The sequence below is a fragment of the Desulfovibrio sp. UIB00 genome (assembly GCF_022508225.1).
GTDB lineage: Bacteria > Desulfobacterota > Desulfovibrionia > Desulfovibrionales > Desulfovibrionaceae > Desulfovibrio.
In genome coordinates, this window is sequence record NZ_JAETXJ010000002.1 from 226,151 (window position 1) to 243,151 (window position 17,001).

At 57.4% G+C, this 17,001-nt stretch carries 15 protein-coding genes; 4 read left to right on the top strand and 11 right to left on the bottom strand.

Features of this window, described 5'->3' with window-relative positions:
• The first annotated feature begins 183 nt into the window (after positions 1-183).
• The 4 genes from fdnG to JMF94_RS03925 all read left to right on the top strand — a co-directional run bounded on the left by fdnG (position 184) and on the right by JMF94_RS03925 (position 5,990).
• Positions 184-3,222 (top strand): formate dehydrogenase-N subunit alpha, encoded by a 3,039-nt coding sequence (fdnG, locus tag JMF94_RS03910; protein ID WP_240823869.1) that lies wholly within the window; start codon positions 184-186, stop codon positions 3,220-3,222.
• A gap of 49 nt (positions 3,223-3,271) precedes the next feature.
• Positions 3,272-3,931 carry a 4Fe-4S dicluster domain-containing protein gene (locus JMF94_RS03915; protein WP_240823870.1) on the top strand — a complete coding sequence of 220 codons (660 nt, stop codon included), beginning with the start codon at positions 3,272-3,274 and terminating at the stop codon, positions 3,929-3,931.
• A gap of 406 nt (positions 3,932-4,337) precedes the next feature.
• Positions 4,338-5,288, top strand: a complete 951-nt coding sequence (locus tag JMF94_RS03920; RefSeq protein ID WP_240823871.1) for a formate dehydrogenase accessory protein FdhE — start codon at positions 4,338-4,340, stop codon at positions 5,286-5,288.
• 270 nt (positions 5,289-5,558) lie between these two features.
• A complete protein-coding gene (locus JMF94_RS03925) occupies positions 5,559-5,990 on the top strand; it encodes a cytochrome c3 family protein (protein ID WP_240823872.1) in 432 nt (143 codons plus the stop codon).
• 308 nt (positions 5,991-6,298) lie between these two features.
• On the opposite strand, the gene JMF94_RS03930 is transcribed toward JMF94_RS03925, so the two are convergent.
• The 11 genes from JMF94_RS03930 to hmcB form a co-directional block, all read right to left on the bottom strand.
• Positions 6,299-6,928 (bottom strand): protein phosphatase CheZ, encoded by a 630-nt coding sequence (locus JMF94_RS03930; RefSeq protein ID WP_240823873.1) that lies wholly within the window; start codon positions 6,926-6,928, stop codon positions 6,299-6,301.
• Positions 6,929-7,049: 121 nt separating this feature from the next.
• On the bottom strand, positions 7,050-8,057 hold the full coding sequence (ybgF, locus tag JMF94_RS03935; RefSeq protein ID WP_240823874.1) for a tol-pal system protein YbgF: 1,008 nt from the start codon (positions 8,055-8,057) through the stop codon (positions 7,050-7,052).
• 11 nt (positions 8,058-8,068) lie between these two features.
• Positions 8,069-8,275: a PLDc N-terminal domain-containing protein gene (locus JMF94_RS03940; protein ID WP_022657916.1), complete on the bottom strand. Its 207-nt coding sequence runs from the start codon at positions 8,273-8,275 to the stop codon at positions 8,069-8,071.
• Positions 8,272-8,799 carry a signal peptidase II gene (gene lspA / locus JMF94_RS03945; protein WP_240823875.1) on the bottom strand — a complete coding sequence of 176 codons (528 nt, stop codon included), beginning with the start codon at positions 8,797-8,799 and terminating at the stop codon, positions 8,272-8,274. Before lspA ends, JMF94_RS03940 begins: the two co-directional genes overlap by 4 nt.
• 5 nt (positions 8,800-8,804) lie before the next feature.
• Positions 8,805-11,621: an isoleucine--tRNA ligase gene (ileS, locus tag JMF94_RS03950; protein ID WP_240823876.1), complete on the bottom strand. Its 2,817-nt coding sequence runs from the start codon at positions 11,619-11,621 to the stop codon at positions 8,805-8,807.
• A 353-nt stretch (positions 11,622-11,974) separates the two neighbouring features.
• Positions 11,975-12,226, bottom strand: a complete 252-nt coding sequence (locus JMF94_RS03955) for a HypC/HybG/HupF family hydrogenase formation chaperone (RefSeq protein WP_022657919.1) — start codon at positions 12,224-12,226, stop codon at positions 11,975-11,977.
• Between the two features lie 248 nt (positions 12,227-12,474).
• Positions 12,475-13,539 carry a peptidoglycan bridge formation glycyltransferase FemA/FemB family protein gene (locus JMF94_RS03960; RefSeq protein WP_240823877.1) on the bottom strand — a complete coding sequence of 355 codons (1,065 nt, stop codon included), beginning with the start codon at positions 13,537-13,539 and terminating at the stop codon, positions 12,475-12,477.
• Between the two features lie 74 nt (positions 13,540-13,613).
• Entirely contained in the window at positions 13,614-14,027 is a 414-nt protein-coding gene (gene rnk, locus JMF94_RS03965; RefSeq protein ID WP_240823878.1) for a nucleoside diphosphate kinase regulator, read from the bottom strand.
• A gap of 456 nt (positions 14,028-14,483) precedes the next feature.
• Positions 14,484-14,633 carry a hypothetical protein gene (locus tag JMF94_RS03970; RefSeq protein ID WP_022657922.1) on the bottom strand — a complete coding sequence of 50 codons (150 nt, stop codon included), beginning with the start codon at positions 14,631-14,633 and terminating at the stop codon, positions 14,484-14,486.
• Between the two features lie 23 nt (positions 14,634-14,656).
• Positions 14,657-15,871 (bottom strand): sulfate respiration complex protein HmcC, encoded by a 1,215-nt coding sequence (hmcC, locus tag JMF94_RS03975; protein ID WP_240823879.1) that lies wholly within the window; start codon positions 15,869-15,871, stop codon positions 14,657-14,659.
• Positions 15,872-16,984 (bottom strand): sulfate respiration complex iron-sulfur protein HmcB, encoded by a 1,113-nt coding sequence (gene hmcB / locus JMF94_RS03980; RefSeq protein ID WP_240823880.1) that lies wholly within the window; start codon positions 16,982-16,984, stop codon positions 15,872-15,874.
• Between the last annotated feature and the right edge of the window lie 17 nt (positions 16,985-17,001).

Genomic DNA, 17,001 nt, shown 5'->3' on the forward strand with positions numbered 1-17,001 from the left:
AAAATGGTCACAAATAGGGTCGGTTCTCTTTAAAAAAATGTAAGTATCTTGCGATATCACGTTTTTTCAACTATGGTGAAAACAAATCTCCATCTTGTTAATTGACGCAGTTCAGAGGCGTCTTGTTCAACGCAGGAGTTCTGACCTTGCGTTGCGTGATTGGCCTAAAAAAGGAGTGTCATCATGAAAAGCACCCGGAGGAGCTTCCTCAAGGGCGTCGGTGCAGGAGTTCTCTGCCTCACATTGGGGCAGCTGGGCTTCGACCTGGGCGAGGCCCAGGCTTACGCCGTAAAACTCAAGATAGAAGGCGCCAAGGAAGTCATCAGCGTCTGCCCCTTCTGTTCGGTCTGCTGTCAGGTCATAGCCTATGTGCGTGACGGCAAGCTCGTTTCCACAGAGGGCGACCCGGACTTTCCCGTTAACGAAGGTGCGCTCTGCGCCAAGGGCGCGGCGCTCTTCAGCATGTACACCAATGACCACCGCCTGAAGAAGCCGCTTTACCGCGCGCCCAACAGTGATCACTGGGTGGAAAAAGACTGGGACTGGACTTTGGCCCAGATCGCCCGCCGGGTTAAAGACACCCGCGACAAAGATTTTATTCTCAAGAATGCCAAGGGGCAGACGGTCAACCGTCTTGATTCCATCTTCTGGATGGGTACCTCGCACGCCTCCAACGAAGAATGCGCAGTCATTCACCAAGCAATACGCGGCCTGGGTGTTGTCCATATGGACCACCAGGCACGGGTCTGACACAGCCCCACTGTTGCGGCTCTGGCAGAGTCGTTCGGACGCGGTGCTATGACGAACCACTGGATCGATATCAAGAATAGCGATGCAGTGCTTATTATCGGCAGCAATGCCGCTGAACATCATCCTGTCGCCTTTAAGTGGGTCATGCGGGCCAAGGACAACGGGGCCGTGCTTATGCACGTTGACCCCAAGTTCTCGCGCACGTCCGCCCGTTGCGACTTCCACGTGCCTCTGCGCTCGGGAACGGATATTCCCTTCCTGGGCGGCATGGTCAACTACATTCTGGAAAACAAGCTGTACTTCAAGGAATATGTTGAAAAGTACACCCATGCCGCCTTTGTGGTGGGCAAGGATTATGCTTTCAACGACGGCCTTTTCAGCGGCTATGATCCGGTCACGCGCACATACGACAAAAAGACATGGGCGCTGGAAATGGGTCCCGACGGCAAGCCTGTTGTCGATCCCACCTTCCAGAACGAGCGCTGCGTCATCAACATGATGCGCCAGCACTATTCCCGCTACACGCTTAAAAACGTTTCTGACGTTACGGGCGTTTCGCAGGAAAATCTGCTCAAGGTCTACAAGGCCTTCTGCGCCACTGGCGGCCCCGACAAGGCTGGCACCATCATGTACGCTCTGGGCTGGACACAGCACACCGTGGGCGTGCAGAACATTCGTCTTTCCTCGCTGATCCAGCTCCTGCTGGGCAATATCGGCGTGGCTGGCGGCGGCATCAACGCCCTGCGCGGCGAGCCCAATGTGCAGGGTTCCACCGACCATGCCCTGCTGTACAACAACCTGCCCGGCTACCACGGCACCCCTCGCGCCCCGTGGCAGACCCTGACCGACTACAACAAGGCCAACACCCCTGTCACCAAGCTGCCCAACAGCGCCAACTGGTGGAGCAACAGGCCCAAGTATATCGCCAGCCTGCTCAAGGGCTGGTTTGGTGATGAAGCCACGCCTGAAAACGACTTCTGCTATGACCTGCTGGCCAAGCTGGAGCCGAACGAAGACTGCTCATACATGTTTGCCATGGATAAAGTCTATCAGGGCAAAATGCGCGGCGGTTTCATCTTTGGCGTGAACCCCATGAACAGCTTCCCCAACACCAACAAGATGCGGGCCGCTCTGGACAAGCTGGACTGGCTCGTGTGTTCTGAGCTGCACAATTCGGAAACCACGGACAACTGGAAGCGTCCCGGTGTGGACCCCAAGGCCTGCAAGACCGAAGTGTTCCTTTTGCCCTCGGCTCACCGCATTGAAAAGGAAGGCACTATCAGCAACAGCGGCCGCTGGTTGCAGTGGTTCGATCAGGGCGTTAAGCCCGGCGGCGAAGCACGCAACTTTGCAGACATTGTTGTGCCCCTGTTCAACCAGATACGCGATCTCTACAAGGCCGAAGGCGGCGTCTTGCCCGAGCCCATCCTCAAGATGAATTGGCCGGACAAGTACGACGCTTCTGACTGGGCGCGCCGCATCAACGGTTTCTTCTGGGCCGATACCAAGGTGGGCGACAAGCAGTACAAGCGCGGTCAGCTTGTGCCTGCCTTCGCGGCGCTGAAGGACGACGGTACGACCTCGTCGCTCAACTGGATTTACACAGGCAGCTGGACAGAAGAAGATGGCAACAAGTCCAAACGCCGTAATACCAGTCAGACGCCCATGCAGGCCAATATCGGCCTGTTCCCCAACTGGTCGTGGTGCTGGCCGGTGAACCGCCGCATTCTGTATAACCGCGCTTCTGTGGATGTGAACGGCAAGCCGTTCAATCCCAAGCGTGCGGTTATTGAATGGGACGGCACCAAGTGGGTGGGCGACGTCCCCGACGGCCCCTGGCCGCCCATGGCCAATGAGGGCGGCAAGCTGCCCTTCATCATGGTGAAGGACGGTCACTCCCAGTTCTTCGCCGCTGGCCCAGCTGACGGCCCCTTCCCCGAACACTACGAACCTGCGGAAACGCCTCTGGCCAGCCATCCGTTCTCAAGGCAGTTGAGCAGCCCGGTGTACAAGTTCCATACCTCCGATATGGACAAGATCGCCGCGCCCGCTGACCCCAACTACCCCTATGTGCTGACCACCTACAGCCTCACCGAACACTGGTGCGGCGGCGGCGAAACGCGCAATGTGCCCAACCTGCTTGAAACCGAGCCTCAGCTCTATGTGGAAATGAGCCCAGAGCTGGCCAAGGAAAAGGGCATCAAGAACGGCGATGGCGTCCTTCTTGAAAGCATTCGCGGTACCTGCGAGGCCATCGCCATGGTGACGGTGCGCATTCGTCCCTTTACGGTTATGGGCAGAACGATCCACCTTGTGGGTATGCCCTTTGCCTTTGGCTGGACAACGCCCAAGTGCGGCGACTCCACCAACCGGCTGACCGTTGGTGCGTTTGACCCCAACACCACCATTCCTGAATCCAAGGCCTGCTGCGTCAATCTGCGTAAGGCCGACAAGCTGACCGAAATAGGCTAACGAGCCGGGCGCGCTCCTTAGTGGAGTGCGCCCGCCAAGGAGCATTGCTATGCCGAAGACTTTTTTGATCGACACCACTCGGTGCACGGCATGCCGGGGCTGCCAGTTGGCCTGTAAGGAATGGCATGACCTGCCTGCCAATGAGACCAAGCAGCGCGGCACTCATCAGAATCCGCCGGATCTGAACCCCAACAACCTCAAGATTGTTCGTTTTCGCGAGCGTATGAAGCCTGACGGTACCGTTGTGTGGAACTTCTTTCCCGACCAGTGCCGCCACTGCCTTACGCCCATTTGCAAGGAAGTGGCCGACATGGCCGTGCCCGGCGCCATCATCAAGGATCCCAAAACGGGTATGGTGATAGCCACGGACAAAAGCGCCAAGCTGAGCCCCGAGGATGCGCAGGCCGTTATTGACGCCTGCCCCTACAACATCCCCCGGCTGGATCCCAAGACCAAGTGCCTGACCAAGTGTGACATGTGCATTGACCGCGTCACTGCGGGCATGCTGCCCATTTGCGTCAAGACGTGCCCCACGGGCACAATGGCTTTTGGCGAAAGGGAGGAAATCCTGCCCATGGCCAAAAAGCGGCTTGAAACAGTCAAAAAGACCTTCCCCAAGGCTTTTCTGGCTGATGTAGAAGATGTGAGCGTCATCTACCTGCTGGCCGAAGAAAAAGAACACTACTACGAACACGCGGCCTTCATGTAAGGCCTTATCCCCTCTACCCCCGCAGTCGTATGGCTGCGGGGGTAGAAAAGCACTGCGGGGGCTTGGCAAATCCTTCGCTTTGGTTCACCATCAGGGTACAATACCAGTAAGCACGTTTGCCTTGTTGCGGCGTGAATGTTGCTGGAGCGGCCCCTGGTTTTTGCCTCAACCGGTTGGAGCAGGCTCTCCTTGAATTGCGCGGGGGCTCCTTGAACTCGTGTTTGCCAAGGCAAGGTAAAGGTCTGTCAGCCCGGTACCAGATCGGTACTCGGAAATGACAGCACCGCTTGCACCTGCACTGCGAAATGCCGGAATGAGCATTTTTGAAAACATTGGGAGCAAACATTCTCAGTGTTGCATCGTTTGGGAAATCAGCCGGGAGTACCCCTCGGCATACGGAGTATCAATGGCTGTTAAAAGGCAAACCGTTGCCCAAACCCTTGAAGAAGTTATCTCGTGGCGTCCGGTATTGGCCCCTGTGCTGCGGTCGTTTGAACCGCTGCTCACCGCCCAGGAAGCGCTTGGTGATGCTGTGGCCGAATGCCTTAAAAAAGAGGGCTTGTCACTGCCGCAGGCTGAGCCGCAGCGGATGGAACAGGGTGTTTCAATGCTTGCCGGAGCTCCCTTTGCGGGCGTGGCCCCAGCGGTGCGTATTTGCGCAGAAAAGCTGCTGCCCATGCTGTGCCGCATGGACGCCGTCGTTCCCCACAAGGCCAAGCTCACGGATTTTTTTCTGAAATCTGATGGAGCAGAAGCCCAGCGAGCAGAAGAGCTGGTTTGCGCAGCTGCCTCGGGCGACAGGGATGCCCTGGCGGCTTTGGCTGAAAAAATGGGCCTTGACCCCTTGGTGCTGGACTTTGTGACCGGGTTCATCGTTGCGCCGATTTTGCGAGGCATGACCGCCCAGGCCGTGGCCGCAGAGGGCGACACCCCTTGGGAAGCCGGCGATGTGTGGCGGCAGGGCTATTGCCCTGTGTGCGGCGCACTGCCCACCATTGGATGGATGGATAAACCCAGCATTGATGAAAAAAATGCTTTTCTCGCGGGCGGCGGCGGTAAAAAACACCTGCACTGCGGCGTGTGCGGCGCGGACTGGAAATTCCGCCGTGGCGCATGCCCTGCATGCGGCGAGGAAGGCAGCGGGGTGATGGAATTGCTGCGAGAAAGCGGCACTGCTCACGGTGAGCGGCTGGATTGGTGCACCAAGTGCAAGTCGTACTGCCCGGCAGTGGATCTGCGCGAGCGCGAGTTTGTTCCCAATCTGGATGCGCTGGCGCTTGGCATGATGCATCTGGATATGGTGGCGGCACGTAAAAAGCTGAAACCAGTCAGACCCTCATTCTGGAACATGTTTTAGCGGCAGCTTGCGGCACGTACAAAAGCCGTTTTTTGAAGCTGCCTTTGCCACAAAATTTATTGCTGGCAGTCTGACTGTCAGGGATTGCTGAGTCGGTTTGTTGAACCGTTTAAATGCACCTGATGTAGCAGTGTTTAATTATTGCACATGCAGGCATTATTAGGGTAGAACAACCGCTGCGGAGAGTGGTGTTGACGGCGGTTTTTCAGCCGCCTGTGGTGCGCCGGGGCTTGCTCCTGCGCTTTACGAACCCAGTAGGAGGAATAGCTGATGAAATATGTGACCTTGTTGCTGCTTGCGTTGAGCCTCGCGTGGGTTGGCGAAGCGCAGGCGCGTGATATCAAGGAAATGTCGCAGGCCATTAAAAAGCCTATTGAAATTCCTGGTGGAACATCTCCGCGTATGAGCGTCATGTTCCCCCACACGGCGCACAAAGGCATCAACTGCATGCACTGCCACCACGAAGTGGGCAGCGACAGCCGCTACGTAGCCTGTACCGAATGCCACGCCACCCCTGGTGCGCGCGAACGTGACCCCATGAGCATGTTCATGGCCTTCCACTCCAAGAATGGCGACCGTTCCTGCTACGGCTGCCACTCGCAGAAGGCTCAGGAAAATCCCGCCAAGTACGGTGCCAAGTTCAAGGGCTGCCGTCCCTGCCACATGGCTGCCAGCGCCCGCGAAGCCGCCAAGCAGAAGTAAGCTCACTCCCGCCACAGGTTTATCTGTACCGCATAAAGGCCCCGCAAGGGGCCTTTATGCGTTGCAAAACAAACCAACCCAGGTAGTTAGCCTGGGTGCAGTGGCAGCTCCGCCAAGTAAGGCTCCTCTCCCAGATGAATCTTCGTCAGCGATGCTATGTGCCTATGTGCGTTAAGTATGTTCACTTACGGCTGAACCCTATGCGCCTGCAGAAACTGCAAAAGGCTGCAACGCGGCGCTGGACACAAAAAAAGGGCGTTTTGCGACGCCCTCATTCAATAGCCGAAAGTGTTTAGCAAGATATCCGTCTAGAGGCCCAATTGGGAAAGCATGTCGTCAATAGCGCCCTGTGAAGCGCCAGCCTTGTCAGGCCCTTTAAGTTCACTACGCCCCTGATTGAATTCCTTGACCGCCTGACGTGCTTCATTCTGCAATTCCTGAACGTTCTTGCTGGGGTCTTTTTCCGCCGCGTCCAGAATAAGGCCCGTGGAAACATAGAGTTCCACCACCATTGCCTCAATCTGGTTCAGGGCAGACACGACCTTTTTGATGCGCTGACCTGTAATGTCCTGAAAGCTCAGGGCGGTCAGCACTGAAGTGAGGTCATCCCCAAGAAGCTTGTTGTTTGCTTCCAGCTCGGTAATGGGGGCCGCATCCGCACCGCCGCTAAGCAATCCTGCCAGATGCGCCGCATTCTGTTCCTGAAGATCCAGATGCCGCTCCACGATTTCCATGATGGTCATGGTGGCGCTTTCTGTGTCTTTCAGCACTTCATCAAGCTGGCTTGATGCTTCCAGAAATAGCGCATCTGGATTTGGGGGGGGCAGGGGCTGGCCTTTGGAGGCAGTGGAGATGCGCTCAAAAATCTCTCTCAGACCCTGGCGCATTTCCGTACTGATCTGCTTGTAAACTGCGGCTTCGGGCTTTTCGTTGCTCATGCCCGTCCCCTTTGCGCGCGGCGCGGTTTAATTTATGCGTTTAGAACCTTTGCAGGTGAATGGTCAAAGGTCAAATGCAGTAAAAACTCCGCCGCGCGAGGGCGCGGCGGAGCCGGGATACTTACTTGTTGGTCTTCAGAAACGTCTTGGCCCGCGCAGCTTCTGGCGAGTTGGGATATTTCTTGATCAGCTCTTCCAGACGGGCTTTGGCAGCAGCAGACTGATTGAGCTTGCTGAAGCTGATACCCTGCTTGAGGTACGCGCCGGGCGCGCTGGAAGAAGAAGGATACTTTTTGATAACAGCATCATACGCCAGGGCCGCATCGGCAAACTGGTTGCGCTGGAAGTAGCACTCGGCCAGATAATACTGGGCCTCGGGAGCCTGGCTGTGGTCTTTGTAGTTTTTCAAAAAGTCATTGAAAGAACGCTGCGCTTCATCGTACTTGCGGGATTGGTAGGCGTTAACGCCAGCATCAAACAGCGCAAGCGAAATGTCCTTTTTGGGAGCCTGAACCTGCGGCTCGGGCTGGGGGCTGGGCTGGCCCCAAGTGCTGGAACTGGGATTGATGACGGTCTGAGGCTGGGCTGCTGCCGCGCCCTGATCGCCAGCGGCGGAGGCCGCTGCGTAGCCTACGGAACCAGCAGCCATGCCGCCTGCCGCTGCCTGCCCGTAGGAAGGCTGGCCATAGCCAGGCTGGCTGAAAGCAGGCGCCGCCTGGGGGGCAACCTGAGGAGCTGCCTGAGGAGCCGCCTGCACAGAGGGGGCAGAACTACCGCCGCTGGTCATGGGGTCACCGAGGTTCAGGTTCAGCGCCATGCTGCGCTCCACCTGACGCAGAGCTTCATCGTGCGCTCTCACACGGCCCACCAGGGCTTTGGCGCCGCCTGCGTTCTGCAGATCATCAAGCTGGCCCTTGAGTGTGTTGACTTCCTGCCGCAGCGTTTGAATCTGGCTCCAGGCATCAGCCTGAGCAGGCTGCAACTGACGCAACTGAACGTCTTGCTGCTGCACCTGCTGTTCCAGTGAGATGCTGCCATTGCCGCTGCTGGTGCTGCCGCCCATGCAGCCGCTCAAAGGCAGCGCCGCGCAAGCCAGAGTCAGGATGTACATAGTACGGAGTGTGCGCATAGTACCCTCTTTCAATTTTGCACTTTTCCCAGAACTTTTTTTCGTCCGGTGAAAATATAGATGATTCCCCCCACACATGGCAGAAAAACTACCAGCACAAGCCACAGGGCGCGCTGTTGCGGGGTTTCAAACTCATGTCCCCATATGTGCAGAATGCTCCACAATGTCGGGATCATGGGGAACATTACCACAAGCACATGCCACCAATGAAAAATCATGCGGTTCCTCCCTTGCCGGGGGTTGGTTTGCCGCCTTTGTCGCTGGCGACAGCCTGGGGCTTGCGCCAGAGAATCAGGCAGGCCAGCACCGCGCCCACAAATATGGCCGAGTCGGCTATATTGAAGGCTGGCCAGTGCCAGTCGCCCCAATAGACATCCAGAAAGTCCACCACGGCGCGAAAGCGCACACGGTCAACCAGATTGCCAAGCGCGCCCCCCATCACAAGCCCAAGGGCCGCGAACAGCCAGGGATCTTCATCCGAGCTGCGCACCAGCATGACAATGGCCCAAACGGCCACAACCGTGGCAGCGAGAAAAAGCCAGAACTGCCACTCAATGTCGGACCGGTTCAAAAAACCAAAGGCCGCGCCGCGATTGCGGATGTTGACCAGATCAAACAGCCCGGCAATGACCGTGATGGGTCTGTGCTCGGGTATGAACTGCATGACAGCCCACTTGCTCGCCTGATCGAGAACAAGGGCGACAATGGCCGCAATGCCGAGTATGCGATAACGCCTTGGCATTCCTGTTACGCTTCCATGGCCTTGATAACGGCGGTGCAGCGGGGGCAGAGCGTGGGATGCTCCGCATCGGTGCCAAGTTCCGTGCTGTAAATCCAGCAACGTTCGCACTTTTCGCCGTGAGCCTTTTCCACGCCAATGGCAAGCCCGGCGATTTCTTCATCGCAGTACGCGCCTTGCGGTGCGCTTTCAAGGGGTTGCAGGGCGATTTGCGAAACAATGCAGAAGGCGCGCAGGTCTGTGTTCAGGCCTTCAAGGCGCTGACGCAGTTCGTCTGCCACAAAGAGAGTCACGCGGGTGTCGAGCGAGTGGCCGATAACACCGTCGCGCCGCATGGGTTCAATGGCCTTTGTCACGGCCCCGCGCACGGCGGTGAGCACGTTCCAGTCGTCGCGCGTGCCTTCGTCAAGCAGAAGGGGGGCAGAATCAATGGGCTGCAGGGCAAATACCGTGGGTTCCGCACCGCGCAGGCCTTCGGGCAGATGCGCAAAGATTTCTTCCGCAGTGAAGGAAAGCACCGGGGCCATGTCGCGCAGCAACAGACCAAGAATGTGCCACAGGGCGGTCTGGGCCGAGCGTCGTTCCGCGCTGGCGGGGCCGGAAGCGTAGAGGCGGTCTTTCAGCACGTCCAGATACATGGACGAAAGGTCGGTCACGCAGTAGTTGTGAAGGGTGTGGTAGACCTTGTGGAAGTCAAAATCCATATAGGCCTGCTGCACACGGTCGTGAACCCGGGCCGCAGCGTCAATGGCAAAGCGGTCAAGAGGCATCAACTCGTTCAGCGGCAGCAGGTCATCCTTGCCGAGGCCTTCAAGGTTGCCAAGGATGAAGCGGCAGGTGTTGCGGATGCGGCGGTAGGCATCCACAAGGCGGCCAAGAATTTCGTCGGAAATGCGGATGTCCTCACGGTATTCCACTGAAGAAACCCACAGGCGCACGATTTCTGCACCGAACTTTTCAATGAGTTCTTGCGGTGCAATGACGTTGCCGATGGACTTGGACATCTTGCGTCCTTCGCCGTCCACCACATAGCCATGTGTGAGCACAGCCTTGTAGGGCGCGCGCTGGCGCGTGCCTTCGCTTACCAGCAGGGAGCTGTGGAACCAGCCCCGGTGCTGATCCGAACCTTCCAGATACAGGTCGGCGGGGTAGGCAAGCTCGGGCCGCTGTTCCAGCACAGCGGCAAAGCTGGTGCCGGAGTCAAACCACACATCAAGGATGTCTGTTTCGCGCTTCCAGTGGTTGCCGCCGCAGTGCGGGCAGGCAAGGCCTTCCGGCACGATTTCCGAAAGCTCTGCTTCGTACCAGTAGTCGCAACCGGTGGGGTGCTTGGCAAAGCGGTCGCAGATGTCGCGCATCCAGTTGGGGTCGTTCCAGGCTTCGCCGCAGTCTTCGCAGAGCAGAGCCATGATGGGCACGCCCCACTGGCGCTGGCGCGAGATGCACCAGTCAGGCCGGAATTCGATCATGTTGTGGATGCGTTCGCGGCCCCAGGCGGGGATCCAGCGCACCTGCTCGTCAATGGCCTTGAGCGCGCGGCCGCGAAGGTCGTTCTTTTCCATGCTGATGAACCACTGGGTGGTAGCGCGGAAAATAACCGGCTGCTTGCAGCGCCAGCAGTGCGGATAGGAGTGCTTGATCTTGGCCTGACGCAGCAATGCGCCGACTTCTTCAAGCTTTTCAATGACCTTGGGGTTGGCTTCAAAAACATTCAACCCGGCAAAAAACTGCACCGTGGGCAAAAAGCGCCCGGCGTCGTCCATGGGCGAATAGATTTCGAGGCCGTATTTGAGACCCACTTCGTAGTCTTCGCGGCCATGGCCGGGGGCGGTGTGAACGCAGCCCGTGCCAGCTTCAAGGGTGACGTGCTGGCCCAGGATGATGGGCGACACGCGGTCATAGAAGGGGTGGCGGGCCTTGAGGCCTTCAAGCTGTTCGCCGCTGGCGCGGCCAAGGATTTTGGGTTCGCTCCAGCCGAACTGCTCCGCGCAGGAGGCGAGCAGCTCTTCGGCCAGCACGTATTGCGCGCCGTCCACTTCCACCAGAACATAGGTGAACTCGGGGTGCAGGCACACGGCCATGTTGTCCGGCAGAGTCCAGGGGGTGGTGGTCCAGATGACCACATAAGCATGGGCGGGATCCGCAGCGGAGAAAACCTTTTTCAGGCCATCGTCCTGCAAGGGGAAGCGCACAAAGATGGAAGGGGACGTGTGGTCGTAGTACTCCACCTCTGCCTCTGCGAGGGCCGTATGGCACGAGCAGCACCAGTAGATGGGCTTTTTGGAGCGCATGACGCCGCCCGTTTCCACAAAGTTGGCAAGCTCGCGAGCGGTAGCGGCCTCATAGGCGGGGCGCATGCTCATGTAGGGATCTTCCCAGTTGCCAAGCACGCCGAGCCGGCGAAATTCCTTGCGCTGCACGTCAATCCACTTGGAGGCGTAGTCGCGGCAGAGCTTGCGCACCACATGGGCGGGCAGGGTCTTTTTCTTTTCTTTCAGTTCCTGCTCAACCTTGTGCTCAATGGGTAGGCCGTGACAGTCCCAGCCCGGCACATAACGCGAGGCAAAACCCGCCATGTTGCGCGATTTAACAATAATGTCCTTGAGAATCTTGTTCAGGGCCGTGCCCATGTGGATGTGGCCGTTGGCATAGGGAGGGCCATCGTGCAGCATGTAGGTTCCCTTGCTGCCGGAAGCTTCAACCATTGCTTCGTAGCTGTTAATGGCATCCCATTTCTTCAGGGTTTCCGGCTCACGCTGGGCCAGGTTGGCTTTCATGGGAAAGGCGGTCTGAGGCAAGTTCAATGTTTTCTTATAATCGCTCATGCTGGCTCCCGGCACAGTTCAACTCAAGGACTTGGCAATGTAGTACGGTGAAAAAATCGCTCTACTGTGGGCAAAGAGCGGGGCAAAGTCAAGAAGAGCAGGGCACTGCGTGCCTGCTGGCGTGGCCTGTATGTGCGCAGGCTGAGCATGAAAATGTTTGGCAGATCGCACTGATGCTGTGTAGCTGCATGGCAACCCGCCTTGCAAAATGCGCCTCTTCATGAGCGAAAAAGCTGGCTCATACTCGTGGAGCACCAACAAAAAGGGCGTTTCAGACGCGTTGCGCGCAATAGTGAAACGCCCGGGATTTCCTGTTCCTCAGCAATGACCGCACAGTTACGCGGGCTAGGCCGTCAGAAGTTTGCCGGAGCGCCATCCATGGCCTGGGCCAGTTCGCGAAGGGCCGACAGGCTGTCTTCAGCTTCTTGCGGCGTCATGGTGTGCAGGGCAAAACCGGCGTGTACGATCACATAATCGCCGACCTTGGGTTCTTCGGGCAGCAGCATGATAGAGGCGGTGAGAAAGGTGGAGCTTTCGCCCACGCGCACGCGGGCCATGCCCTCTCCCTGGAGTTCTTCAATTCTGGCTGGTATGGCAAGACACATATTGGGTACCTCTCGAAAGGCAGATAATCACTGAATGCCCGGCTGCAAGGCCGCGACTGTTCCGCAGATTTTCAGCTTATCAGCGCGGCAAGCTTCACGCAAGGTGCCTGGGCGAAGTGGCGGCAGGGTACGCAACGGAAAGTGTTGTTCACAGTGCAGCATCTATGGCTGCCTGCCCGTTGCGCAGCCCCTGCCTCTGCCGTAGGTATTGCGTGCCCTTATGCCCGTGATGCACGCAACTGTTCCCTTCATGCACCAAGTTCTCTGTACATGGCCTCGGCATTCTGTATGGCGCGGTATGCCCCCTGATTCAGGGGGTAGTCCCACGAGCCGCTCCGTAGCTCGATATGGCCGCCAAAGCCGACCTTGAACTGGTGCAGTCCGTTGAAAGGGTGGGTGGCGTCAGGCGTGGGCGAGACCGCGCCCATTTCGTAACTGCGGCAGCCAAGCTGCCGCGCAATGCGCATGCCTGCCCAGTGCATGAGGCTGGACGCCATATAGTTGCGCTTGATATTGCCCGAGGCCCCGTACAGAAAGTTGGCGTGTTGCCCTGAAATGCCGATGATAGCGCCGGAAAGGATATCACCCCCATGCCGGGCCAGCAAAAATACAATATCTGCTTCATCCTTTGCGCCGAAATTGCATCGGAACATGGCCGAGAACTGTTTGCTGCTGCATGGGGCAAAGCCGTTTCTTCTGGCGGTCTGTTCGTACAGGCCATAAAAATCAGCAAGGTTGCTGCTATCTGCTTTCTCAACAGTCACGCCCTTGCGCCGGGCCAGACCGATGTTGTAGCGGGTTTTGGGCTTCATTCTGCCAAGGATGTCGTCTTCGCTGCCGTCAAGATCCACTACCAGCGAACTGGCCACAGTCATGTCTGCGGAAGCCTTTTTGAAGTTCCAGAATCTGGTGCCCATGTTCATACGCATTTCGCGTATGCGCGCTTCAGGAAAGGCGCACCATCCCCGCTCCTGCATTTCGTCCGCATACAGGGATTTCCACGGCAGGTCGTAGCGGATAAAGGCCACATCCGGTTCAAGCCGGTCTGCCAGGGCAACGGAGAGGTCTTCCAGATATTGCCCGTATGAATCCTCAGAAGGCGCATACTCCGGCCCCTGTGGCACAAGAGCCATCTTGTGGCCGCAATGGTCTTTTATGAGCACTAGCACATCGCCCCAGGTTTTTGTTGAATGAATGTCAAAAGCCAGGGGGGCCATGCCCATATGCGATTTGACCTGTGCCCAGTAGGGAGTCTGAAACAGTATGTCTGTCGGATTCAGTTCGTTAGTCGCCTTGGCGATCACATCCACCATGATACCTCCTCGCATAGGTGGGGAATAAGGTTGTTCCGTTCCCGCTGGAATCGGCAACGGCTGTTGGAAGGAGCTTACAGGTCATAGTGCCCGGCGCGTTCCGGCTGGTCTTCCACTTCCTGTACCACAAGGTGCAGGGTCCCGCCGTTGGGGTTGGGCCAGCGGATGTCATCGCCTTCGGAAAGCCCCAGCAGCGCACTGCCCACAGGGGCCAGAATGGAAATGGAGTCTTCGCTGGCGTCTGATTTGCCGGGGTATACCAGCTTCAGGCGGCGCTCGGTACCGGAAGGCAGCATGGCAAAACGCACGGTGGAGTTCATGGTCACCACTGAGGGCGGCACTTCTTCGGGGGCCACAACGTTTGCGCGGTAGAGCTCTTCTTCCAGATCCTTGCGGCCGGGGAAGCCATCAGCGGGCAAGGTCTCCAACAGGGTTTCCAGCCTCGCTGCATCCTTGCTCGTAACGGTAATATTAGGATATTCTTTCATGTTTTCCTCCAGTGTGTTGCGCAAGGCAGCGCACGTTGCATAAAAAAAGAGGGCGTAACCGGTACGCCCTCTTTTTCGTGAATTGTAGTTATGCGGGCGTTATCAGGTTGCAAAAAAGCCGCGAAGCTTTGCCACTTCGCTAGAAATATTTTTTGCAAAAAAAACGCAGAAACGCATTGTATTGTCCTGTTCTAAAAAACGTATGGATGCAGAAAAAAGGGTGGTTTTCCTTTATACGGAAAGCTTACCGCCAAGATATCCAAATTTGTATCAGCTTAGTCTAGCAGTTGGTTTACGTATGCGCAAGCACAAAAGCAAAACTTCGTTTCAGGTGTGAAAATATCAATTAATAGAGAGTGTATGGATTTTTCAGGCAGAAATTGCCGCAACCAGCAGAGCAAAAAACAAGGGCGGAGCCTTGCGGTTCCGCCCTTGTGATTCCGTGCCCCGAGCAGGCTAGTGCTTGGAGTTGTTGTTACGTTCTTTCTTTTCGGGGAACAGGACGAAGTTCCAGTACAGCACGTAAAGGGGCAGTACCACGAACATCATCACATAAGCCCAGCTCTTCGTGAAGAGAAAATACTGATAGAAAGTATTGAATTCCATGGGATTCTCCTCCTACGCGCGGCTTAGTGCTCGCCCTTGAAGTCTGGGTGTTCGTACAGCACCGGCATGTTGTAAACGATGAAGCGGTAGACCGTGACGATCATGGTCACCACAAACATGGAGATGCAGATTTCCCAGATGCTGGGGAAGTAGCGTTCCGCCGACGGCAAGTTGTAGTTGAAGGCGATCATGGAAACGTTGAAGCGGTTCAGCACGATGCCCAGCACCGTGTTGGTCGCGCCAATGCGGCACAGGGTCAGATTGCGGTCACGCGCGCCCTTGGCGTAGATCAGGGCGGGCATCAGCACAAAGCCCAGCATTTCCACCAGCCACCAGGCCCCGTAACCCGTGAAGAGGTAGGGGAAGTTGGCCTGCACAAGCATGTCGATAAGCTTGAGCATGAAGTAGGCGAAGAGAATGAACGAAGCCGCGCGGGCAAAGCTGAAGGTCACGTCGTCAGCTTCACGCAGGTGGGTTTTGTCCATGTAGTGGTGCACGCCGCGGTGGGCCAGCATGCCTTCAAAGATAACCATGGACGCGCCAGCGGCCATGGAGCTCACAAAGAAGAACATGGGCATGAAGGGCGAGTACCACAGGGGGAAGACCTTGCCGGGGGAGATCAGGTAGAGCGAACCCAGCGAGGACTGGTGCAGGGTGGACAGGGTCACACCGAAGATGGTCAACGGAATGGTGCACTTGACCACGATTTTGCGAACCTTGATGAGCCAGGGGTAGCGGCAGGACATCCATTCCAGCGGGGCCACCGAGAATTCGATGAGCAGCACGGAAACGTAGGTCGCCACGCACAGGCCCACTTCAAACAGAACGGACGTGGTGCCGGGGAAGAAGAACATGAAGGGCAGACGCAGCGGATGGCCCAGATCGTACAGCAGGGCGATAACCACGAAGGCGTAGCCCAAAAAGGCTGTGGTGATGGCCGGACGCACCGCCGAGTGGAAGTGCTTCATGCCCATGATGTAGCAGGCGACAGTGGTAAAATAGCCGCCCGCTGCAAGACACACGCCGCACAGAAGGTCAAAGCCGATCCACATGCCCCATGGCTGCACATCGCTGAGGTTGGTGACGGAGCCGATACCCACGGTAAAGCGGATAACGGTGATAACAAAGCCCACGGCCAGAATGATGGCAGAAATGATGTTGCCGGGGGTGGGCGTCAGGAATTCGCTGATATTGAACAGCTTGTCCCTGGTGGGAATAACTATGCTGTGGTGTGCCATTTACTTATCCTCCCCGTGCTCCTTGCAGCACTCCGCTTCCCGAGCCTTCAAGGCGTCGGTCATTGCGCGGCGGGCTGTGTCGGCAGCGCCCGGACCCTGGGTTTCCTCAATCTTGCGCACTGCTGCGTCAACGGCTGCGGCCAGATCGTCCTTGGTCTCCTTGACGTGTGCGTCCTTCTCCGCCTTGAAGATGGCTTCGCGGCGTTTGGTCATGGCGTACGCACCGCCAAACAGCACAGGCCAGAAGGCCACGATCATGGGCACGGTACCCAGAGCGCCGTAGGTCAACTCGCCCATGGGCTGCGTGCCCAGGTGCTTGTCGAGCCCAAGTTGCTTGAGTTCGCTGGTGTCGGCGTGGGCATCATGGGCCTTGGCGTCCTTGGCGGCGGCAGGAGCAGCCACGGCAGGAGAAAGCACCATCCACGCGGTACCGCCGGCATCGTGTTCGCCGTAAACGTAGTTCACGTACTTGCCGGGATTTTCAGTGATGCGCGAGCGGGCAATCCTGATCAGGTCGCTGCGGCGGCCAAAGGTCAGGGCGTCCATGGGGCAGGCTTCCACGCAACCGGGCAGCTTGCCTTCCTTGAGGCGGGGTTCGCAGAAGGTGCACTTCTGCACCAGGGGATCGAACGCCTCATCATACTGGAAGCCCGGCACATAGAAAGGACAGGCAACCATGCAGTACCGGCAGCCCACGCACTGCGAACCTTCGTAGGTCACGCTGCCGTCGGGCTGCTTCTGGAAGCATTTGGCAAAACAGGCAGAGGCGCAGGCCGGGTCGTTGCAGTGGAAGCACTGCAACTTGCGGAACACGTCCTTGCCGTTGACGTTGTACTTGTTAACCACTGTCCACTCATAGGCCGAAGTGCGGCGCTTGGTGGCAGTCACCGAAAGGTCGGTGAAGGGTTTTTTGGGCTTGGGCAGGTGGTTCACCGCGTTGCAGGCTTCTTCGCAACGGCGGCAGCCGATGCAGCGCGTGGTGTCATGCAGCACGCCGTAGCTGTCTGCATAGTAGGGGAAGGTGTGTACCCCGGCATTGGCCACCTTGGCAGTGCCCAATGCCGAAATCACGCCCGCGCTTCCCATGATGGCCAGGAATTTTCTGCGATTCATATGCGTTTCTCCGTGCA

Coding starts and splice junctions, on each gene's coding strand:
- JMF94_RS03915 (WP_240823870.1), top strand. CDS start 3,272: ATGCCGAAGACTTTTTTGATCGACACCACTCGGTGCACGGCATGCCGG.
- JMF94_RS03920 (WP_240823871.1), top strand. CDS start 4,338: ATGGCTGTTAAAAGGCAAACCGTTGCCCAAACCCTTGAAGAAGTTATC.
- JMF94_RS03925 (WP_240823872.1), top strand. CDS start 5,559: ATGAAATATGTGACCTTGTTGCTGCTTGCGTTGAGCCTCGCGTGGGTT.
- JMF94_RS03930 (WP_240823873.1), bottom strand. CDS start 6,928: ATGAGCAACGAAAAGCCCGAAGCCGCAGTTTACAAGCAGATCAGTACG.
- ybgF (WP_240823874.1), bottom strand. CDS start 8,057: ATGCGCACACTCCGTACTATGTACATCCTGACTCTGGCTTGCGCGGCG.
- JMF94_RS03940 (WP_022657916.1), bottom strand. CDS start 8,275: ATGATTTTTCATTGGTGGCATGTGCTTGTGGTAATGTTCCCCATGATC.
- lspA (WP_240823875.1), bottom strand. CDS start 8,799: ATGCCAAGGCGTTATCGCATACTCGGCATTGCGGCCATTGTCGCCCTT.
- ileS (WP_240823876.1), bottom strand. CDS start 11,621: ATGAGCGATTATAAGAAAACATTGAACTTGCCTCAGACCGCCTTTCCC.
- JMF94_RS03955 (WP_022657919.1), bottom strand. CDS start 12,226: ATGTGTCTTGCCATACCAGCCAGAATTGAAGAACTCCAGGGAGAGGGC.
- JMF94_RS03960 (WP_240823877.1), bottom strand. CDS start 13,539: ATGGTGGATGTGATCGCCAAGGCGACTAACGAACTGAATCCGACAGAC.
- rnk (WP_240823878.1), bottom strand. CDS start 14,027: ATGAAAGAATATCCTAATATTACCGTTACGAGCAAGGATGCAGCGAGG.
- JMF94_RS03970 (WP_022657922.1), bottom strand. CDS start 14,633: ATGGAATTCAATACTTTCTATCAGTATTTTCTCTTCACGAAGAGCTGG.
- hmcC (WP_240823879.1), bottom strand. CDS start 15,871: ATGGCACACCACAGCATAGTTATTCCCACCAGGGACAAGCTGTTCAAT.
- hmcB (WP_240823880.1), bottom strand. CDS start 16,984: ATGAATCGCAGAAAATTCCTGGCCATCATGGGAAGCGCGGGCGTGATT.